17 protein-coding genes are annotated in these 17625 nt (G+C 39.0%); 11 read left to right on the forward strand and 6 right to left on the reverse strand.

Annotation, left to right across the window (positions count from 1 at the left end; genetic code table 11):
* Positions 1-46: 46 nt before the first annotated feature.
* Positions 47-535, reverse strand: a complete 489-nt coding sequence (locus K5G00_RS08865; protein WP_238765780.1) for a hypothetical protein — start codon at positions 533-535, stop codon at positions 47-49.
* A 170-nt stretch (positions 536-705) separates the two neighbouring features.
* Between K5G00_RS08865 and K5G00_RS08870 the strand changes: the two genes are divergently transcribed.
* From K5G00_RS08870 to K5G00_RS08890, 5 genes are all read left to right on the forward strand, one after another.
* The gene (locus K5G00_RS08870; RefSeq protein ID WP_238765781.1) at positions 706-1605 is read left to right on the forward strand and encodes a CobW family GTP-binding protein; all 900 of its coding nucleotides are present in this window, start codon (positions 706-708) and stop codon (positions 1603-1605) included.
* A 239-nt stretch (positions 1606-1844) separates the two neighbouring features.
* Positions 1845-2525 (forward strand): succinate dehydrogenase cytochrome b subunit, encoded by a 681-nt coding sequence (locus K5G00_RS08875; protein ID WP_158867756.1) that lies wholly within the window; start codon positions 1845-1847, stop codon positions 2523-2525.
* Positions 2526-2545: 20 nt separating this feature from the next.
* A complete protein-coding gene (locus K5G00_RS08880) occupies positions 2546-4486 on the forward strand; it encodes a fumarate reductase/succinate dehydrogenase flavoprotein subunit (RefSeq protein ID WP_238765783.1) in 1941 nt (646 codons plus the stop codon).
* Between the two features lie 37 nt (positions 4487-4523).
* The gene (locus tag K5G00_RS08885) at positions 4524-5285 is read left to right on the forward strand and encodes a succinate dehydrogenase/fumarate reductase iron-sulfur subunit (RefSeq protein ID WP_238765784.1); all 762 of its coding nucleotides are present in this window, start codon (positions 4524-4526) and stop codon (positions 5283-5285) included.
* 143 nt (positions 5286-5428) lie between these two features.
* Entirely contained in the window at positions 5429-6169 is a 741-nt protein-coding gene (locus tag K5G00_RS08890) for a hypothetical protein (protein ID WP_238765785.1), read from the forward strand.
* Positions 6170-6666: 497 nt separating this feature from the next.
* Here K5G00_RS08890 and K5G00_RS08895 read toward each other — a convergent pair whose 3' ends face one another.
* Both K5G00_RS08895 and K5G00_RS08900 read right to left on the reverse strand, forming a co-directional pair.
* Complete coding sequence (locus K5G00_RS08895; protein ID WP_238765786.1) at positions 6667-7614, reverse strand: CPBP family intramembrane glutamic endopeptidase; 948 nt, start codon at positions 7612-7614, stop codon at positions 6667-6669.
* A 122-nt stretch (positions 7615-7736) separates the two neighbouring features.
* Positions 7737-8450 carry a 3-keto-disaccharide hydrolase gene (locus tag K5G00_RS08900; protein ID WP_238765787.1) on the reverse strand — a complete coding sequence of 238 codons (714 nt, stop codon included), beginning with the start codon at positions 8448-8450 and terminating at the stop codon, positions 7737-7739.
* Positions 8451-8587: 137 nt separating this feature from the next.
* Between K5G00_RS08900 and K5G00_RS08905 the strand changes: the two genes are divergently transcribed.
* The 4 genes from K5G00_RS08905 (at position 8588) to K5G00_RS08920 (ending at position 11767) form a co-directional block, all read left to right on the forward strand.
* Entirely contained in the window at positions 8588-9376 is a 789-nt protein-coding gene (locus K5G00_RS08905) for a BtpA/SgcQ family protein (RefSeq protein WP_238765788.1), read from the forward strand.
* Between the two features lie 3 nt (positions 9377-9379).
* The gene (locus K5G00_RS08910; protein WP_238765789.1) at positions 9380-10213 is read left to right on the forward strand and encodes a LytTR family transcriptional regulator DNA-binding domain-containing protein; all 834 of its coding nucleotides are present in this window, start codon (positions 9380-9382) and stop codon (positions 10211-10213) included.
* Between the two features lie 120 nt (positions 10214-10333).
* A complete protein-coding gene (locus tag K5G00_RS08915; RefSeq protein WP_238765790.1) occupies positions 10334-10777 on the forward strand; it encodes an NfeD family protein in 444 nt (147 codons plus the stop codon).
* A gap of 12 nt (positions 10778-10789) precedes the next feature.
* The gene (locus K5G00_RS08920) at positions 10790-11767 is read left to right on the forward strand and encodes an SPFH domain-containing protein (protein WP_238765791.1); all 978 of its coding nucleotides are present in this window, start codon (positions 10790-10792) and stop codon (positions 11765-11767) included.
* A gap of 61 nt (positions 11768-11828) precedes the next feature.
* On the opposite strand, the gene K5G00_RS08925 is transcribed toward K5G00_RS08920, so the two are convergent.
* Both K5G00_RS08925 and K5G00_RS08930 read right to left on the reverse strand, forming a co-directional pair.
* Positions 11829-12095, reverse strand: coding sequence for a hypothetical protein (locus K5G00_RS08925; RefSeq protein WP_238765792.1), 267 nt, complete (start codon positions 12093-12095; stop codon positions 11829-11831).
* Positions 12096-12146: 51 nt separating this feature from the next.
* A complete protein-coding gene (locus K5G00_RS08930; RefSeq protein ID WP_238765793.1) occupies positions 12147-13217 on the reverse strand; it encodes a nucleoside hydrolase-like domain-containing protein in 1071 nt (356 codons plus the stop codon).
* A gap of 105 nt (positions 13218-13322) precedes the next feature.
* Between K5G00_RS08930 and K5G00_RS08935 the strand changes: the two genes are divergently transcribed.
* Complete coding sequence (locus K5G00_RS08935) at positions 13323-14450, forward strand: aldose epimerase family protein (protein ID WP_238765794.1); 1128 nt, start codon at positions 13323-13325, stop codon at positions 14448-14450.
* A gap of 469 nt (positions 14451-14919) precedes the next feature.
* Here K5G00_RS08935 and K5G00_RS08940 read toward each other — a convergent pair whose 3' ends face one another.
* Positions 14920-16350: a Gfo/Idh/MocA family protein gene (locus tag K5G00_RS08940; RefSeq protein ID WP_238765795.1), complete on the reverse strand. Its 1431-nt coding sequence runs from the start codon at positions 16348-16350 to the stop codon at positions 14920-14922.
* Positions 16351-16737: 387 nt separating this feature from the next.
* Between K5G00_RS08940 and K5G00_RS08945 the strand changes: the two genes are divergently transcribed.
* Entirely contained in the window at positions 16738-17544 is an 807-nt protein-coding gene (locus K5G00_RS08945; RefSeq protein ID WP_238765796.1) for a PAS domain-containing protein, read from the forward strand.
* Positions 17545-17625: the final 81 nt, after the last annotated feature.

Genomic DNA, 17625 nt, shown 5'->3' on the forward strand with positions numbered 1-17625 from the left:
CTTAAATAATTAAACAGCCTTTTGACTTTATTGTTACGAAATCGTTTTAATTTGACGACTCAACTGCGGCAAATGCAATGACATAAATAACAACTGAAACTGCTGTTCCTGCCAAACATCCCCACATGGCTTTTTTGGCTTCTTCCTTGTCATTGTCGGTGGCAATATAAACTACCAGTAATCCGAGAATACCAAATACACATCCCCATAAAAATGACGGGATTCCGAGAGGAGGTTCTGAATCCTGACCCGACATTCCCATTGGAGAAGCAGTACTTTCAATATTTGTAATAAGGTCGCTCTCTTGTTCTGAGAGTGATTCAAAAGTAGCATCTGTATTGCTTTCCAGATAATTATCCAGATCATTTAATTCACTTAAAGCATCGTTGAGTTCAGCTTCATCGTAATTGAAAACTGACTCATCGAGTTCCGGAGTTGCGGTAGTTATATCTCTGGCGTATATGCTGTAGTTTTGTGCAGAGAGCAGCGAAATAGCCAAAATTATACTCGCACTTTTGAGGATAAATTTTTTCATTTCTGAAATTTTTTAGGTTAAAGATTGATTGTAATAAGTTGTAAATGTACTAAAAGATTTCCTTCTGTAAGTTTATATTTAATATAAATTATATTCTGAAACCGGTTTTGGTTTGTTAACTGCTTTTTCTGTTTTATCGAAAAATATATTTAAATATTTTTGTTGGCAATATGCAGAATATTCCGTTTCACATTATTTCCGGTTTTTTGGGGAGTGGGAAGACTACTCTTCTGAAAAAGATTATAGAAAAATATTCTGATAATACCAAAATTGGAATTATCCAGAATGAATTTGCACCTGCAAATATTGATGGAGCCGGCCTCAGAAAAGATGGAAAAAGTATTCACCTTCTCGAAATAAAAAATGGTTCGGTCTTTTGTGTTTGTTTAATGGGGAGTTTTGTTCGTTCACTGGAGAAATTTGTCGATGAAGTGCAACCGGAAGCCATAATAATTGAATCTTCCGGTCTCTCGGATACTACCTCGGTTGCGGAGGTTGTATCTTCCGGTACTTTGTCGGAGAAAATTTTTTTGGCATCCAACTGGTGTATTGTCGACGCCGTAAATTTTTCAAAAGTTGGATTGCAAAAACAACGCGTAGTCCATCAGCTGAGAATGGCGGATGTGGTTGTAATTAATAAAACCGATTTGATAAAAAACGGAACAGATGAATTAAAAACGGAGATAAGGAGTATTAATCCTTTTGCTGAAATAAAAGAGGCCAGTTTTTGCAATGTCGATTTTCAATTAGGCGGGGCTGCTACAGATAAGTTGTATTTTTCAGACCAAAAAGCACTTCCCCGGCCTGATATTTCTTCCATGGTAATAAAAAGCAACAAAAAGCTGTCGGAACAGGCATTGTTAAGCTTTTTAAATGAATGGTCGCCAAAAGCTTTAAGAATAAAAGGTTTTGTTAATCTGAGCAACAGAAAATCAGTTGCAGTTCAGTGTACCTTTGGTTCTGTGGAGTTGAAATATATCGAAAATCTGTCGCAGCCGGGTGAGCTGATTGCATTAACTACTGCGTTTTCTTTACATGAATGGAGCAAAGCATTCAAAAAACTGAAATAAGCCAATATAAGCTTTTCTCCTGCTTTGTGAGTTCTGGTTTACAATCGGTGTTACATAAAGTCCAAAATACAGGATTTCTATTAAGCAAGATTCAAAAGTTAATAATGGATTAAATTCTTCGTAGAAACGATATAAATTAGCTAAATTTAGAGCTTCTCTTTTTGGGGGTAAAATCGGTTCATCTACTTTTGTGCCGTTTAAATTTTTTTTGAATTAAACCAAAATTAAATAGAAAATCTATGAGTAAGTTTTTAGCGGCGTCAATTGGACGGAAGTTCCTGATGAGTATCACCGGGCTTTTCCTGGTTGCTTTTATCGCAGTTCACTTGACCTTGAATCTATTGCTGATCTTTGATGACAGCGGTGAGCTTTTTAATTTGGGTGCAAATTTTATGGCAACAAACCCGGCCATTAAAATAATGGAGCCCCTTTTAGGATTAGGTTTTTTAATCCACATTTTATGGTCATTTTATCTGGAGTTTCAAAACTGGAAAGCACGACCTGTAAAGTATGACAAAAAGAACATGAGCGGAGCCAGTAGTTGGGCGTCGCGCAATATGCTCGTTTTGGGTGCTTTGGTTATGGTTTTCCTTATTATCCACATTATCAACTTTTTCTGGGTAATTAAGTTTGATCCCCACACCATGAGTACCATTGTTATTGGGGGGGAAGAAATGGAAGATACTTATACCCTTGTTGCCGATTTATTTAAAGGAAGTGTGGCTTATTGCTTCTTTTATATTTTGGGAGGTTTGCTTCTGGGATTCCATCTTTCGCACGGATTCTGGTCGGCTTTTCAAACATTGGGATTAAACAATAAGTACTGGATGAAAAGATGGCAGGCTATTGGCTATGCGTACGCAATTATTGTTGCTATTGGCTTTGCTGCAATCCCGTTGTATTTTCTCGTTAAATTTTAAATGTTAGAAAGGAGTTGATTATGAGTATATTGAATTCAAAAATACCGGAAGGACCTTTGGCTGAAAAGTGGAGTAAGCACAAAGCAAATATAAAGGTGGTAAGTCCGGCGAATAAACGCAAGTTAGAAGTAATTGTTGTTGGAACAGGACTTGGTGGCGCTTCCGCTGCTGCCTCTCTTGCTGAACTGGGTTATAATGTTAAGGCATTTTGTTATCAGGACAGCCCACGTCGTGCGCACTCGATTGCCGCACAGGGAGGTATTAATGCTGCTAAAAACTATCAGAACGATAATGACTCGGTTTTCCGCTTATTCTATGATACAATTAAAGGAGGTGACTATCGTGCACGGGAAGCAAATGTGTATCGGTTGGCCGAAGTATCTCCTAATATTATCGACCAGTGTGTGGCACAAGGTGTACCGTTTGGTCGTGAGTACGGCGGTTTGTTAGCCAACCGTTCGTTTGGTGGTGTGCTGGTTAGTCGTACGTTTTACGCACGCGGACAAACCGGACAGCAGTTGCTGCTGGGAGCTTATCAGGCTTTAAACCGCCAAATTTCAAAAGGAAATGTTGAAATGTACAGCCGCCATGAAATGCTGGATGTTGTAAAAATTGACGGAAAAGCCCGTGGTATTATTGCCCGCGATTTAGTAAGCGGAGAAATTAAAAGATATGGAGCACACGCTGTAGTTGTAGCTACCGGCGGCTACGGAAACGTTTTCTTCTTGTCGACAAACGCAATGGGAAGTAATGGTTCTGCCGCATGGCAATGTTACAAAAAAGGTGCTTTTATGGCGAATCCTTGTTTTGTGCAAATTCACCCGACTTGTATTCCGGTTCATGGTGATCAGCAATCAAAGTTGACTTTAATGTCAGAATCATTGCGTAACGATGGTCGTGTGTGGGTTCCCAAGAAAAAAGAAGATGCAGTAAAATTACAAAAAGGTGAAATTGGTCCGAATGATATTCCGGACGAAGATCGTGATTTTTACCTGGAAAGAAGATATCCTTCATACGGGAACCTTGTTCCGCGTGATGTAGCTTCACGTGCGGCTAAAGAACGTTGTGATGCCGGATTTGGAGTGAATGCGGAAGGAAAAGCAGTGTTCCTTGATTTTAAATACGCCATCGATCGTTTGGGAAAAGATGTAATTGCAGCCCGCTACGGAAACCTTTTCCAGATGTATGAAAAAATTACGGACGTAGATCCATATAAAAATCCGATGATGATTTACCCGGCTATCCATTATTCAATGGGTGGAACCTGGGTCGACTATAACCTGATGACTTCTGTTCCGGGACTTTATTCCATTGGAGAAGCAAACTTCTCTGACCACGGTGCAAACCGTTTGGGGGCTTCAGCTTTGATGCAGGGGTTGGCGGACGGTTATTTCGTGCTTCCTTACACGATTGGCGATTATTTGGCTGACGAAATAATGACACCAAAAATCGATACCAATGCACCTGAATTTGAAGAAGCAGAAAAAGAAGTTACCGGCAGACTGGAAAAACTATATAACATCAAAGGTTCTAAATCGGTGGATTATTTCCATAAGAAATTGGGCCAGGTTATGTGGGATTATGTTGGAATGGCACGTAACGCCGAAGGCCTGAAAAAAGCCATTGAAATGATTAAGGAAATTCGGGAAGACTTCTGGAAAGATGTTAAAGTTCCGGGAGATCTGGATAACCTTAATCCCGAATTGGAGAAAGCAGGCCGTGTTGCCGATTTTCTCGATATTGGAGAACTGATGGCTCGTGACGCACTCGACAGAAATGAATCATGTGGTGGCCATTTCCGCGAAGAATCAGCAACCGAAGAAGGTGAAGCAAAACGTAACGATGAAAAATTCACCTACGTCTCTTGCTGGGAATATAAAGGAGAAAGTGAAGAACCAACGCTGCATAAAGAAGATTTGGTATTTGAGAATGTTAAACTGACACAACGTTCTTACAAATAATCAATCGAAAATTTATAAATCATAAATCTTTAAGATTATGGCTGATAAAATTCTGAAAAAACTAAATATAAAAGTCTGGCGGCAGAAGAATGCTTCCAGTAAAGGTAAATTCGAAACCTATACAATTGAGAATATTTCTACCGGATCTTCTTTTCTTGAAATGATGGACATTTTAAATAATGAACTGATTGAAAAAGGAATTGATCCAATTGCTTTCGATCACGACTGCCGCGAAGGTATTTGCGGAACTTGTAGTCTCTACATTAATGGACGTCCACACGGACCGGATACTGAAGTTACCACCTGCCAGTTACACATGCGCAAATTTAAAGACGGGGAAACCATTACTGTTGAACCATGGCGTGCAGCAGCCTTTCCTGTTATAAAAGATCTCATTGTAGACAGAACTGCATTTGAGAAAATACTACAGGCCGGTGGATTTGTTTCGGTAAATACCGGAGGCGTACCTGATGCAAATACAATTCCTGTTGCATATGAAGATGCCGAGGAATCGATGGATGCCGCTGCTTGTATTGGATGTGGTGCTTGCGTGGCAGCCTGTAAAAATTCATCCGCAATGTTGTTTGTTTCGGCTAAGGTTTCGCACTTGGCAAAATTGCCGCAAGGGCAGGTTGAAGCAAAAAAACGTGCCCGGAATATGGTTGCCAAAATGGATGAACTTGGTTTTGGCGGTTGCACAAATACCGGCGCCTGCGAGGTAGAATGTCCCAAAAGTATTTCCATAACAAACATTGCACGTTTGAACAGGGAATATTTAGTATCACGGTTAAGCAGGTAATATTAGTTGCAAAAAGAATAGGAAAAGCCTTTTCAGAAATGAGAAGGCTTTTTTAATTCACAACAGGCTGTGCATAATTCAGGTTGCGAACAACCACAAATTACTTTCCTGTTTATTAACTTCGCCTAAAGTATTTGAAGATTATGCCATACAGAAGATTACCAACAACAGACAAAGCCCGAATCAGGGCAATGGAATCTGCCCTTAAACTGGCAGATAAAACCAGTGAAGAAAAGCTGGCCTTTTCCCGTTATACATATCAACAGCTAAAACAGGTAAAAATAGCTTTCGAAAGTACACTTTTACAGTACGATTCCGACCTCCAGAAACAGGCAAATAAACAAAAGGAATACAAAGTTGTAATGGAAAAAGCTGTAATGTATATTTCCCACTTCGTACAGGCTTTGTATATGAGTGTTGAAAGAGAAGAAACTAAGAGAGAGACGCTTAAATTTTATGAACTGGATTCACTAAATGGTAAGCTTCCGCCCTTAAATACTGAAAATGACATCATAGAGTGGGGAGAAAAAGTAGTTAGTGGTGAGCAAAAAAGGATTCAAAGCGGAGGAAGCCCAATTTATAGCCCTTCTATTGCTTTGGTGAAGATAAGACTGCAGGATTTTAAGGACATTGCAATTTTTATGCAAAATATGAGAAGGATATCAAACCGTTCTTTCGAGCGAATGAAAGAAATTCGTATTTCAACCAATGATTTTATTAGCAAGCTATGGAATGAAATTGAGGAACATGTAAATTCAGATTCTCCAAAACATAAACGCCAACAAGCACAGGAATATGGGATTGTTTATGTTTTCAGACGAAAGGAGAAGAAAAAACTCAGAGCCGTCGACTTGCAGGTTGATTTGCTGTTCGAGTACGCTTAGGCTATTTAATTAATATAGGATTCATTCCACTTAATTGGAATTAAATTACCACCTGAATTTTGTGTCGCTTCAGAAATTATTTGAGATGAAGGCTGATTGTCTGAGACTCAAACCCGGCATGGTTACCAGTGTTTTCTGCCAAGTGCCTGTAAAGTCGGAATATCCAATTGAATAATCTCCGTCAAATAATGGTAAAAAGTGATAAATGACAAATTCTTTTTGAGTGATTTATATTGAACGAAATCCACGAAAAAAGGGAAAGTGGTTTTACCCCGGGAGATAAAATTTGCAAGAAAGTGAATAAGTTCCACAATTAAGGATAGGTGCCCATCGAAAACTCTGACAAATGCTATGCTTCGTCTGCTACAGTTTAAGTCCCCGGGGACAATGGAACTATTGTTTTTTAGTTACGCTGGGATTACTGGCAACATTGTCGTTTAATCAGCTTGTCGATTCTTAACGTTTTGGGAATAAGCGATGGGGCTGATGTTTTATCTTCAGTGTACAGTTTTTTGTGGGGAAGGAAGTGTATTCTTTTTATTTTGTTTTCTGAATAGAAATAGCAATAAAACGATAATTGCAAGACTAATAAATGCATAGTATATGCTGTCGGCAGCGGAACCAAAGTTTTCAACTTCCGGACTCATCAAATTGTTGTCAATCATATACAAAGAAATAACCGCAAAAGCGTTGTTAAAAAAATGAGCCAAAATTGGAATCCACATCGAACCACTCCAAACCAGCAAATACCCGAAAAGTGCTCCTAGAAGTAAGCGTGGCAGGAAACCATAAAACTGCATATGTAAAGCGCTAAAAAAAATTGCTGAAATCCAAATACCCCAGTGGTGGCTTTTTGTCATTCGTGTAAAAGAGCGTTGAATAACACCCCGGAAAAGAAATTCTTCACCAATGGCAGGTAAAAAGGCAACCATAAAAATATTAAACACTAGTCCGGCTGTTGTTTTTACATTCAAAAAGGCTTCCGTTAACTGCGCCGCGCTTTCTTCCGTTTGCTTCATCCATCGTTCAATCCCGCTTAACCAGTCAGGCAGTTGCATTTTTGCGTTTAGTTCACCCGTTAAATTTATTGCCGGTGTAGCAATAAACATCAAAATCAACACTATTAAAGCTGACGATAATGTGGTGGATTTATTCAAAAACAAATATTCTGAGATATTTCCCAAATAAAGCCAGCCTAAAATAATTGGAGGAACAATAAACAAACCCAATGACTGAACAATCTGAAAATATTTTAAAATGGTAATGCTTTGAGGATTGTTTAAATCATTTACACCTGGCATATTTAACACTGAGTCGATGCCAAAAACCGGGACAGCTATGATTAGTGATAATACAAAAAAAGCAAGAAAACTAACAACAACTACAAAAATTGAGAACATCAATTGCGGAAAGGGTTTCATTCCCCGAAATGCAGAAAAAGCCATGCTTCTATCTATTTTTCCGACAAAGATAGTTTTTTTGAATAATTCTGATTGTCATTCCCCGTTGAGGTGAGAGCCCTTTAAGATCGATGAGGTTTTCTTTGGAGAAACCAAAGTTTTAATGTTTACAATTCCCTTATTTTAATATTTCTGAACATCGTAAGGCCACCATGATCCTGTAAGCCGATGTGGCCGGCTTTCGCTTCTCCGTAATGTGGCGCTTCTGCCCACTTCCCTTCAGCTTTATTGGCTTTCCAATTGTCATTCCACAGTTCGTATTCAACTACTTTTTTGCCATTTAACCAGTGCTCTACATGTGGATTTTTAACAACAATCCGGGCCGTATTCCATTCATCAATTGGTTTTACTTCTGCATCTTCCGGAGGATTCATACCATAATTTGCCCCCGAAGTTTGCCAATTTTCCAATTCTCCCGGCCATCCTTTATCATCTATCAACTGGTATTCCGGACCTGATTCAGAAATCGCATCAGTCAATCCTTCCTGTACATGATAAAATATGCCGGAGTTACTTTCAGGAGCTACTCTCCATTCCAGGAATAATTCAAAATTTTCATACTGCTTTTTAGTGATAATATCACCTCCGTGAGCAGACCCTCCACCCGAATTGTGCATTTCTCCGTTGACAATTTTCCAACCGGTAACTTCTCCGCCATTAAACATTTTCCATTTATTCATACTTTTCCCGTCAAAAAGTAATGCCCAGCCTTCTGATTTTTCTTTATTTGTTAAGGTGTTTATTTCTCCTTTTTCTCCGGTTGAGCAAGAGAATATAAAAAATGTCAGAAAAGATAAAAGAGGTATTGTTATATTCTTCATGAAAAGAGACTTAAGTTCTTATTTTACAATAAAAATACAAATTCATTTTTAAAATACTGAATATGATTTTTTCTGGTGCAGAACGCGGAATTTTGATCATTTCAATTTAACTTTAGACGCCAACAAAAAATTACTCATTGAAATTCAGTAAGAGTGTTATAGGAATGATTCATCTGGGAGCATTACCCGGTACTCCCAAAAACAAACTTCGTATAGCCCAAATAACAAAAAAGGCTGTTGAAGAAGCAACTTTATTACGAGAGGAAGGAGTTGACGCAATAATGATTGAGAATATGCATGATCGGCCTTATTTAAACCGGGAAGTTGGACCTGAAGTCGTAGCCGGAATGACAGCTGTGGCCGTTGAAATTAAAAAAGAAATTCAACTTCCTGCCGGAATTCAGATTTTGGCCGGAGCCAATAAAGCTGCACTTGCCGTGGCCCTGGCAACAGGATTAAGTTTTATCCGTGTGGAAGGTTTTGTGTTTGGACACATGGCTGATGAAGGATGGATAAACAGTGACGCCGGAGATTTACTTCGTTACCGGAAACAAATTGGTGCAGAGCATATACCCATACTCACCGATATCAAAAAGAAACATTCTTCGCATGCACTTACCAGCGACATTTCGTTGGAAGAGACAGCAAAAGCTGCGGAATTTTTCTTAAGCGACGGATTAATCGTTACAGGAAAGTCCACGGGTGAGAAAGCAGAAGTGGGTGATGTGGCGAAGGTCAAAAAAAACACAAAGCTGCCTGTAATTATCGGCTCAGGAGTCGACCAATACAATATTCACGAATACTGGGATTTTGCTGATGCTTTTATCGTCGGATCTTTTTTCAAAAAGGGTGGATATTGGGAAAACAATGTTGACCGCGAACGAGTAAAAAACTTTATGCAAAAAATAAATCAACTTAGAACTTAGCTTATGGAATTTGATGTTTGGCACCTTTGGGTTTTGGCTGCCATTGTCTTTTTTATTCTCGAAATATTTATCCCTTCGTTTCTGATGGCCAGCATTGGTATAGGATGCATTTTTGCTTTCTTTGGGGCAGTTTTTAATGCTCCTGTAGCACTTCAGATAATTCTTTTTATTATTGGAACTGTTGCAGGTTTTGTTGGAGTAAAACCTCTGATGATGAAATATGCCTATCGCAAAAAAGTAATAAAAACCAATGCTGGAGGTTTGGTGGGAAGAATAGGAAAAGTAATCGAAGAAATTGACGAGCTAAAGAATACAGGGTGTGTTGCAATTGATGGCGACCAATGGAAAAGTATCCCTGTTTCCGGTGAAGTCATTTCAGTTGGCGAGAAAGTGCGTGTAATAAGTATCGACAGCATTGTGATAACAGTTGAGCTACTGGAAAAAAGTCACCCGCAAAAAGATCCCGAAGTGGAGATTCCGCTAAAAAAGGAGAGCGAACGACTTGCTTTGAAAGTGGGAAATAAAACTTTTTATATCGGATTTGACGACATTGCTTTTTTATACTCAGCAAATAAAATTACATACGTGGTTACAACTGCGGGGAAACAATATATTCACGACAAGTCGCTTGATAGCCTTAATGAATTTCTTCCCGATGAAATGTTTTACCGGGCAAACCGGCAATTCATCCTTACCCGGAATGTCATTTCAGAAATCAAACCGGAAAACAATGGAAAACTCAGGGTGAGTTTAAATGTAAGCAACGGATTTCCAAATCGCATTTCGGTAAGCCGTTTAAAGGCGGCGGCGTTTCGGGAATGGCTGAAAGAAGAATGATTGCTGACGAAATGTTTTATCCTTGTTTTTATATCACTTCAGATGAAAAGCCCCACAGAAACCAGGCGGATTAGAGTATCAAAAGTAACTTTGGTTTATCCATTTTAAAAATCAAAAATTATGGAATTTGAACTTTGGCACATTTGGTTACTGATAGCTCTAATATCCTTTATTATGGAAATATTTATACCCTCTTTTATTTTATTTAATTTCGGAATTGGCGCACTTGTCGGATCGCTGGCAGCAGGTTTGGATTTGTCAATGGAATGGCAGATTGTTCTTTTCTCTTCCGGAACATTAATGAGTTTTTTTCTAGTTCGGCCCGTAATGAAAAAAGTGGCTTACAAACATTCCGAGGATCGAAAAACCAATGTTGATGCAATGGTAGGCCGCCAGGCAAAGGTTACCGAAGAAATCAGCAATGAAAACAACCGGGGCCGCGTGTTGCTCGATGGCGACAATTGGCAGGCCCGCTCTCTCAACAGCGATGAAATCCCTGCAGGGACCACCGTTGAAATTGTTCAGTTAAACAGTATTGTTTTAATCGTAAAAAAAATCAATTAAAAACCTTTTATTATGAATGCAACAACCTTAATTCTTATTCTGTTGGCCGTATTTGTGATTGTATTTGCCGCAGTTGGTATCCGTATTGTTCAGCAATCTCAAACCATTATAGTTGAACGTTTGGGAAAATACCACAGAACACTGACTTCGGGGATAAATATAATTATCCCCATCATCGACCAGCCTCGTAAAATTATCTGGCGTTATGTTCGCGAAGATTTTGACGGAAGACAAATTGTACATTTTAAAACCAAAGACCGCATCGATTTACGGGAAACAGTGTACGATTTTCCAAGGCAAAATGTAATTACAAAAGACAATGTGGGAACCGAAATTAATGCGCTGCTCTACTTTCAGATTATGGACCCGATTAAAGCCATGTATGAAATAGAGAACCTGCCCGATGCCATTGAAAAACTTACACAAACTACGCTGCGTAATGTAATTGGCGAGATGGATTTGGATGAAACACTTTCATCGCGCGATACCATTAATTCCAAATTGAGAATTATTTTGGATGAGGCAACAAACAAATGGGGAGTGAAAGTAAACCGTGTGGAATTGCAGGACATCAACCCACCTCGCGATATCCGGGATGCGATGGAAAAACAGATGCGTGCTGAACGCGATAGGCGGGCAAAAATACTGGAAGCCGAAGGTTCCAAAAAATCAATGATTCTGGAAGCTGAAGGTTTTAAAGAATCGCAGATCAACAAAGCTGAAGGTGAAAAACAAGCCGAAATTTTGAGAGCAGAAGGAGATGCGATGGCAAGAGTAAAACGTGCCGAAGGAGAAGCTGAAGCCATCCTGAAAGTTACTGAGGCCATTGCAAAAAACGGCGATCCAATCAACTATCTCGTAGCCATGAAATACCTGGAAACATTTAAAGAAATGGTAAGCGGCGAAGACAATAAAACTGTTTATATGCCATACGAAGCCAGCGGAATCCTAAGTTCAATCGGTGGAATTAAGGATTTGCTAAAAGGTTAATGTTGATTTGAATTTGCAAAGAACCGTTCTCTGAAAAGGGAGCGGTTTTTGTTTCTCAAACCTAACATTTGTTTCTTGCACACGGACTATTGGTTACAAAAAATCCAAGGAATGCTCCAAAAATTACATTTTGAAAAATATCTCCCGGAGGAATAGCATCCATCGTTCTTCCGTCAGTGAAGTAGAAATATAAAAAACCACCGATTGCACCAATAACTGTAGCAATGAGCGTTTTCTGAACCTGCTTCGATTTTATCCAGCCTTTTAATCCCTTCTCTTCAGATTCAATCTCCAACTTTTTTACCTCAATCTTTTCTTTTATATCCATAAATACAAATATATAGATATGTTTGAAATATAAGTACAAAAAAGAAATATTTTAATACCGATCCCAACGTTCTTTCCAGTCGCGTAAAAAATCTTCCCTCCATTTTCCGATGGTAAACTGGCACTCTTCAGGTGTTTTATTCAAATCGATATAATAATTGGGGTAAGTAAGCGAATCAAAATGACGGAACTGACCACCCCAACTCTCTTTTGTGGGGTCATTAACATCTCCGACACTTCCTAAAACCGATGAAACCAAATACAAGATCGTTGGAGAATCTCCTTCCTTTAATGTATTTTTGGGCCAGTTTGCCGATGGAAATACGTCGCCACATTTTTTTTCAAATAATCCCTGATGTGTGGAGCCGTGATTCCGGATATTTGCGTCGATAAAGCCGGTAGCTGCCCACTCCCCTTCCTGGTTCCCAGACTGGTAAACCCCTCTAAAAGTTTCGTGTGTTCCTCTGGGCAAAATGCCATCTTCAATCCACCATAAATCGGTATATGTTTTAGCCATAAAATCAAAAACAAAATTGCGGCTGGCTGTGTCGTGCAGCGTGTTGGTCGACCCGATGCAATTAATTCGGATTTTTTCGGCAATTTCAGGAGCGTCGTACAGTGCCTGTGCCGTGGTCGATAAACTTCCCCAAACCAAAATCCACAGCGGGTTCTCTTTGGAATAGTTTTGTGCTGTCTGAATAATCCACTCCGAGCCTTCCGAAGAGGCATTTTCTGAAGGAACTCCCGGTTTTTTGGTCCCCAACTTTACAATATCAAGCAATGATGTCTCGTCCATTAAATTTGTATATCCTTTTTCCCTAAGATGGTCTACGTCAATTCGCTGAATCCAGTTTTTAATCAGTTTTACCCTTGGAATCGTGTCCCACGGATGTTGTTCTATCTGGTTGCAGGGGGTGGCTACAATTCCTTTTATTTTTAGAATATCACTATAGTGAACCGCCCTGAACAGCGATTGAATATCATCTGGATCGCCCCCTAAATCTGTATCAATAATAACGTCAAAAGTTTTTGGACTTTTTTCTGTCAGTTTACAGGTGATAATAAGAAAAGATATGACAATCAGGATCGTATTTCTAAAAACTGTAAAGTACGCTATTTTCATATATCTGTTTTTTTTGATCTTGTTTTCCGGTTTGATTTTTAAAATGTAATTTTAACTTTTAAAATCAATAAAAGAATCATAACAATAATAATTAAAAGAACTGAAATGAAAAATACATGGTTTATTTTAGCGGTATTGGCGTTTTTTTCGTGCGCACAACCTCAGCCGGAACAGCCGGTTCTAATCGATAAAGATAATTTTGAAACACAGCATGACGGGAAACAGGTTGATTTGTATACCTTAAAAAACAGCAATGGTTTGGTGGCCCAGATTACCAATTATGGTGGAAAAGTAGTAAACCTCTGGACTCCTGACAAAAATGGCAATTTTGGTGACATTGTTTTAGGCTTTGAAACCATTGACGAATATTTCAATACGAGTGAAATTTATTTTGGTTCGCTTATTGGCCGGTACGGAAACCGGATTGGGAGCGGAACTTTTTCGATTGACGGCACCGTTTATTCGCTGGAACAAAATAATAACGGGAATGCATTACATGGAGGTATAAAAGGTTTTAATAATGTAGTTTGGGATGCCAGTCAATTGGATGAACAAACTCTTGAACTGAATTATCTTTCCAAGGATATGGAAGAAGGTTATCCTGGCAATTTAAATGTGAAGGTTGTTTATAAATTAACGAATGAAAATGAGTTGAAAATTGAATATTGGGCTACAACTGATAGAGCAACTCCGGTGAACCTGACACACCATTCCTTTTTTAATTTGAAAGGCGCGGGTAACGGCGATATAAATGAACATATTGTACAGATTAATGCCGATTCATATACTCCGGTAGATGATGGTTTGATCCCGACTGGGGAGATCGCTCCGGTGGAAGGAACTCCAATGGATTTTAGAAAGCCAACTGCTATCAGTGAGCGGGTAAGAGACGATTTTGAACAGTTAAAGTTTGGAAATGGTTATGACCATAACTGGGTTTTAAATCAGGCGGACAACGGATTGACTTTTGCAGCCAAAGTTTTGGAACCTAATTCAGGCAGAACAATGGAAGTTTATACCAACGAGCCTGGCATTCAGTTTTATGGTGGTAATTTCCTTGATGGAACTGTTACGGGAAAAGAAGGAAAAATATACGAGTTCCGTTCGGCTCTTTGCCTGGAAACCCAGCATTTTCCTGACAGCCCAAACAAGCCGGATTTCCCTTCTACTGTGTTGAAACCGGGGGATGAATATTACTCAATTTGTGTATACAAATTCGGTATTGAACAATAACAGATATAAAAAAGGTTGCCATCCGCGTATGCAACAGAATGGTATTGCTTATAGGGCATCCTTTTTTTGTTTTTTTTGACGCAGCCCAATTTCATGCACAATGAAGAATAGTAGAGGGAAAATCGCATCATTTTGGGGCAGCAAGGTTAGGACCGGGCAAAAGGAAGAATTACTGCCGTAACTGTTACAAAACTAAAATCGAAAAGAAAGCCACGTATATCATGTTTTTTCATGGTTTAGATTCAGAGTCGGAAAGTGAAGGAGATTTTGATAAAAATGAGTCAATCAGGATCGCCCGGATTACCGACGTTTTGCATTGGCATCGGCTGGTTAAATAAAATATAGAAGGGTTTAGCTTTCGGGTGGAGAATCCGCACAAATATTGAATTTTTAATAGCAAAAGCTGTAAAATATACAACGAGATATTTTACAGCTTTTCTTATTATCTCCTATAACTCTTTCTCGTTATTTAAGCCGGCATATCGGGCAGAGTCCAGCCATCGCGGTATTTGTGTTTTATTAAATTGTCGGCGAATTCTTTAGCCGGAACAGTTTCGCGTCTGCTGACTCTAAGCTCGTCACTATCGCTTATATTGGTAAAGGTCATATTTGGCCCATCCCAATGAAGGACTTTGTTGAGCGACTGAAGCCTGGTTGACAATACTCCCATAACTACCATCTCGTTAAACGGACCAGCATCTTTAAAATCGGATGCGGTTGGTACACGGTTTTCGGGACTTTCCTTACATGCCCGAATCCAATCCAGTTCATGCCCATCGATACGTCTTTCTGTTTGCGGTACATTGGGAACTCTCCCGGAAAGCAGAATTGGATCGGTTCCGTATTCGCCACATACCAATGTATCTCTGCTGCCATGGAAAATAACACCAGAGTTTTGTCTTCTGTCAGCCGGCCAGTTTTCCGGTAAACGCGGGGTAAGGCCACCATCGTACCAGGTTACTTTTACTTCAGGCAGGTTAATTTTTACATTGGCTGTTTTGGGGCGTGGAGGGAATGTAAGATGAACAATTTCTGCATTGGGAGCTCCGTCGGAAGTAAAAGGTGTAGAACTTCCCACCACTTTTGTGGGATATCCCAGTTGCATCGCTGTAAAAACAGGATGCATTACATGGCAGGCCATATCGCCGAGTGCACCAGTCCCAAAATCCCACCAGCCACGCCAAACCCATGGATGGTAAGCTGAATTGTATGGACGGTACTCCGCCGGGCCAATAAATAAATCCCATTTCAGTTCATTCGGTACAGGCATTTTTTCTTCAGGTGCTGAGAGACCCTGTGGCCAAATCGGTCGATTGGTGTATGCTTCCACCTCTTTTACTTCACCTATTTCACCATTCCAAATCCATTCACAAATCAGTTTTACTCCTTCTGCAGAAGAACCCTGGTTTCCCATTTGTGTGGCAACCTGATGTTTTGCTGCGAGTTTGGTTAACAGTCTTGATTCATACACACTGTGAGTTAATGGTTTTTGAGTATATGCATGTTTTCCCATTGCAATTGCATTGGCGGTAATAATAGCATGGGTATGATCTGCTGTGGCACACATAATGGCATCGATCGATTTTCCCATTTCATCATACATTTTACGCCAATCGTAATACCTGGCTGCTTTTGGGTAGGTTTTAAACACTTCAGGAACATTAATTCTTCCTCCTGTTGTCCAGTCAACGTCGCATAGGGCAACGATGTTTTCATTTGCCATTCTGCTGAGATTCCCTTTTCCCATACCACCGATACCGATTCCTGCAATGTTCAGTTTGTCACTGGGTGCCTTATGTCCAAGTCCGGCAATGGTGTTTGACGGGACAATAGAAAATCCTGCCGCAGCAGTTGAGGTTGTTGTAATAAAATTCCTCCTGGATAAGTTGTTGTTTTTCATTGTGATTTATTGTTTTAGTAAATGTTTAGTTCTTATTAAATTTACTTCGTTTCGACGACAAAACCAATAAATCGTACAATTAGGCTGACAAAATATTACTGAACAGCAACAATTTATGCATTAAGATATGAAATAGAAGAAACCATCTGTTTTCTTTTTCCAAACAATGATGACTTTCTTTACGATGATTCTGCTCAAAGTCCCTTGGATCTCATTTACTTTCCGCAAAATGTATTGCTGGGAACTTATGAATTCACAGCTTTTATTTTGATTGTCGTGAGTAGAAAAGGCTGTTGGTTAATCTTTAAAGTGATATGGAAATACATCAATGTAACTCATTTCAAAAATTTTCACTATATTTTTAAAGAAAAAATCAACGCTTATCGGATGATTGAACAAAACAAATTCCTTCATATCATTGAAAATTTCAATGATGTTATTTGGACCATTGACATTAATACCGGCCGGTTTACTTATGTCAGTCCTTCGGTAACAAAACTTTTGGGATATACGGTGGATGAAGCTTTGGAAGGCGTTTTTGACGCCAATCCAAACAACAATGAAAGTTACAAAGCAACGCAGCAAAAAATACTTTTGGAAATAGAAAAGCTTGTTTATTCGGGGCGTGAGTATTCTGATATGCAATTTGAATATCAAATGCCAAATAAAAGTGGAGTGCAGGTGTGGGTAGAAACGGAGATTCGAATCCTGAAAGAGGATGGTCAACCCAAAGAAATACTGGGTATTACAAGGAATATTGAAGAAAGGAAAAGACTGGATTCGACATTGAAGGATTATGCAAATGAATTGGAAAAATTAAATATTCAGAAAGATTTGTTCTTAAAAGTACTGGCTCACGATTTAAGAAGCCCTTTTCATTCTTTGCTGGGATTCTCAAACCATATTATCGAGACCCTTGATGAAAGCAACCCGGATGAACTAAAGGAAAAATTAAAACTATTAAATCAAAATATTTCCAGTACATTCCATTTGCTTGAAGATTTGCTTTTGTGGATAAAAAATCGATCGGGAAAATTAGTTTCAGTTTATAAAGATATCTCCTTTAGCAATTTATGTGAGGATGTATTAAAAAATATAAATTCAGATTCCAAGAGCATTCAGATAAAATATTTTGAGTCTGAAAAAATAGCTTTAAGAACAGATATTACCATGCTCAAAGTAATACCAATTTGAGTATATAGTGCTGCTTTATTATCTTTGAAGCATGGGAAGACAAAGCAAATTCAATATAAAAGAGGATTTAAAAGAACTTGA

Origin of the sequence: Maribellus maritimus (genome assembly GCF_022267315.1) — a bacterium.
In the GTDB taxonomy this organism is placed as follows: Bacteria; Bacteroidota; Bacteroidia; order Bacteroidales; family Prolixibacteraceae; genus Draconibacterium; species Draconibacterium maritimum.

What these genes read in the sequence shown, in the direction of transcription:
- K5G00_RS08870 (WP_238765781.1), top strand. Translation starts at nt 706, where the DNA reads ATGCAGAATATTCCGTTTCACATTATTTCCGGTTTTTTGGGGAGTGGG.
- K5G00_RS08895 (WP_238765786.1), bottom strand. Translation starts at nt 7,614, where the DNA reads ATGGCTTTTTCTGCATTTCGGGGAATGAAACCCTTTCCGCAATTGATG.
- K5G00_RS08915 (WP_238765790.1), top strand. Translation starts at nt 10,334, where the DNA reads ATGGAATTTGAACTTTGGCACATTTGGTTACTGATAGCTCTAATATCC.
- K5G00_RS08940 (WP_238765795.1), bottom strand. Translation starts at nt 16,350, where the DNA reads ATGAAAAACAACAACTTATCCAGGAGGAATTTTATTACAACAACCTCA.
- K5G00_RS08925 (WP_238765792.1), bottom strand. Translation starts at nt 12,095, where the DNA reads ATGGATATAAAAGAAAAGATTGAGGTAAAAAAGTTGGAGATTGAATCT.
- K5G00_RS08920 (WP_238765791.1), top strand. Translation starts at nt 10,790, where the DNA reads ATGAATGCAACAACCTTAATTCTTATTCTGTTGGCCGTATTTGTGATT.
- K5G00_RS08875 (WP_158867756.1), top strand. Translation starts at nt 1,845, where the DNA reads ATGAGTAAGTTTTTAGCGGCGTCAATTGGACGGAAGTTCCTGATGAGT.
- K5G00_RS08910 (WP_238765789.1), top strand. Translation starts at nt 9,380, where the DNA reads ATGGAATTTGATGTTTGGCACCTTTGGGTTTTGGCTGCCATTGTCTTT.
- K5G00_RS08885 (WP_238765784.1), top strand. Translation starts at nt 4,524, where the DNA reads ATGGCTGATAAAATTCTGAAAAAACTAAATATAAAAGTCTGGCGGCAG.
- K5G00_RS08935 (WP_238765794.1), top strand. Translation starts at nt 13,323, where the DNA reads ATGAAAAATACATGGTTTATTTTAGCGGTATTGGCGTTTTTTTCGTGC.
- K5G00_RS08945 (WP_238765796.1), top strand. Translation starts at nt 16,738, where the DNA reads ATGATTGAACAAAACAAATTCCTTCATATCATTGAAAATTTCAATGAT.
- K5G00_RS08900 (WP_238765787.1), bottom strand. Translation starts at nt 8,450, where the DNA reads ATGAAGAATATAACAATACCTCTTTTATCTTTTCTGACATTTTTTATA.
- K5G00_RS08890 (WP_238765785.1), top strand. Translation starts at nt 5,429, where the DNA reads ATGCCATACAGAAGATTACCAACAACAGACAAAGCCCGAATCAGGGCA.
- K5G00_RS08880 (WP_238765783.1), top strand. Translation starts at nt 2,546, where the DNA reads ATGAGTATATTGAATTCAAAAATACCGGAAGGACCTTTGGCTGAAAAG.
- K5G00_RS08865 (WP_238765780.1), bottom strand. Translation starts at nt 535, where the DNA reads ATGAAAAAATTTATCCTCAAAAGTGCGAGTATAATTTTGGCTATTTCG.
- K5G00_RS08930 (WP_238765793.1), bottom strand. Translation starts at nt 13,217, where the DNA reads ATGAAAATAGCGTACTTTACAGTTTTTAGAAATACGATCCTGATTGTC.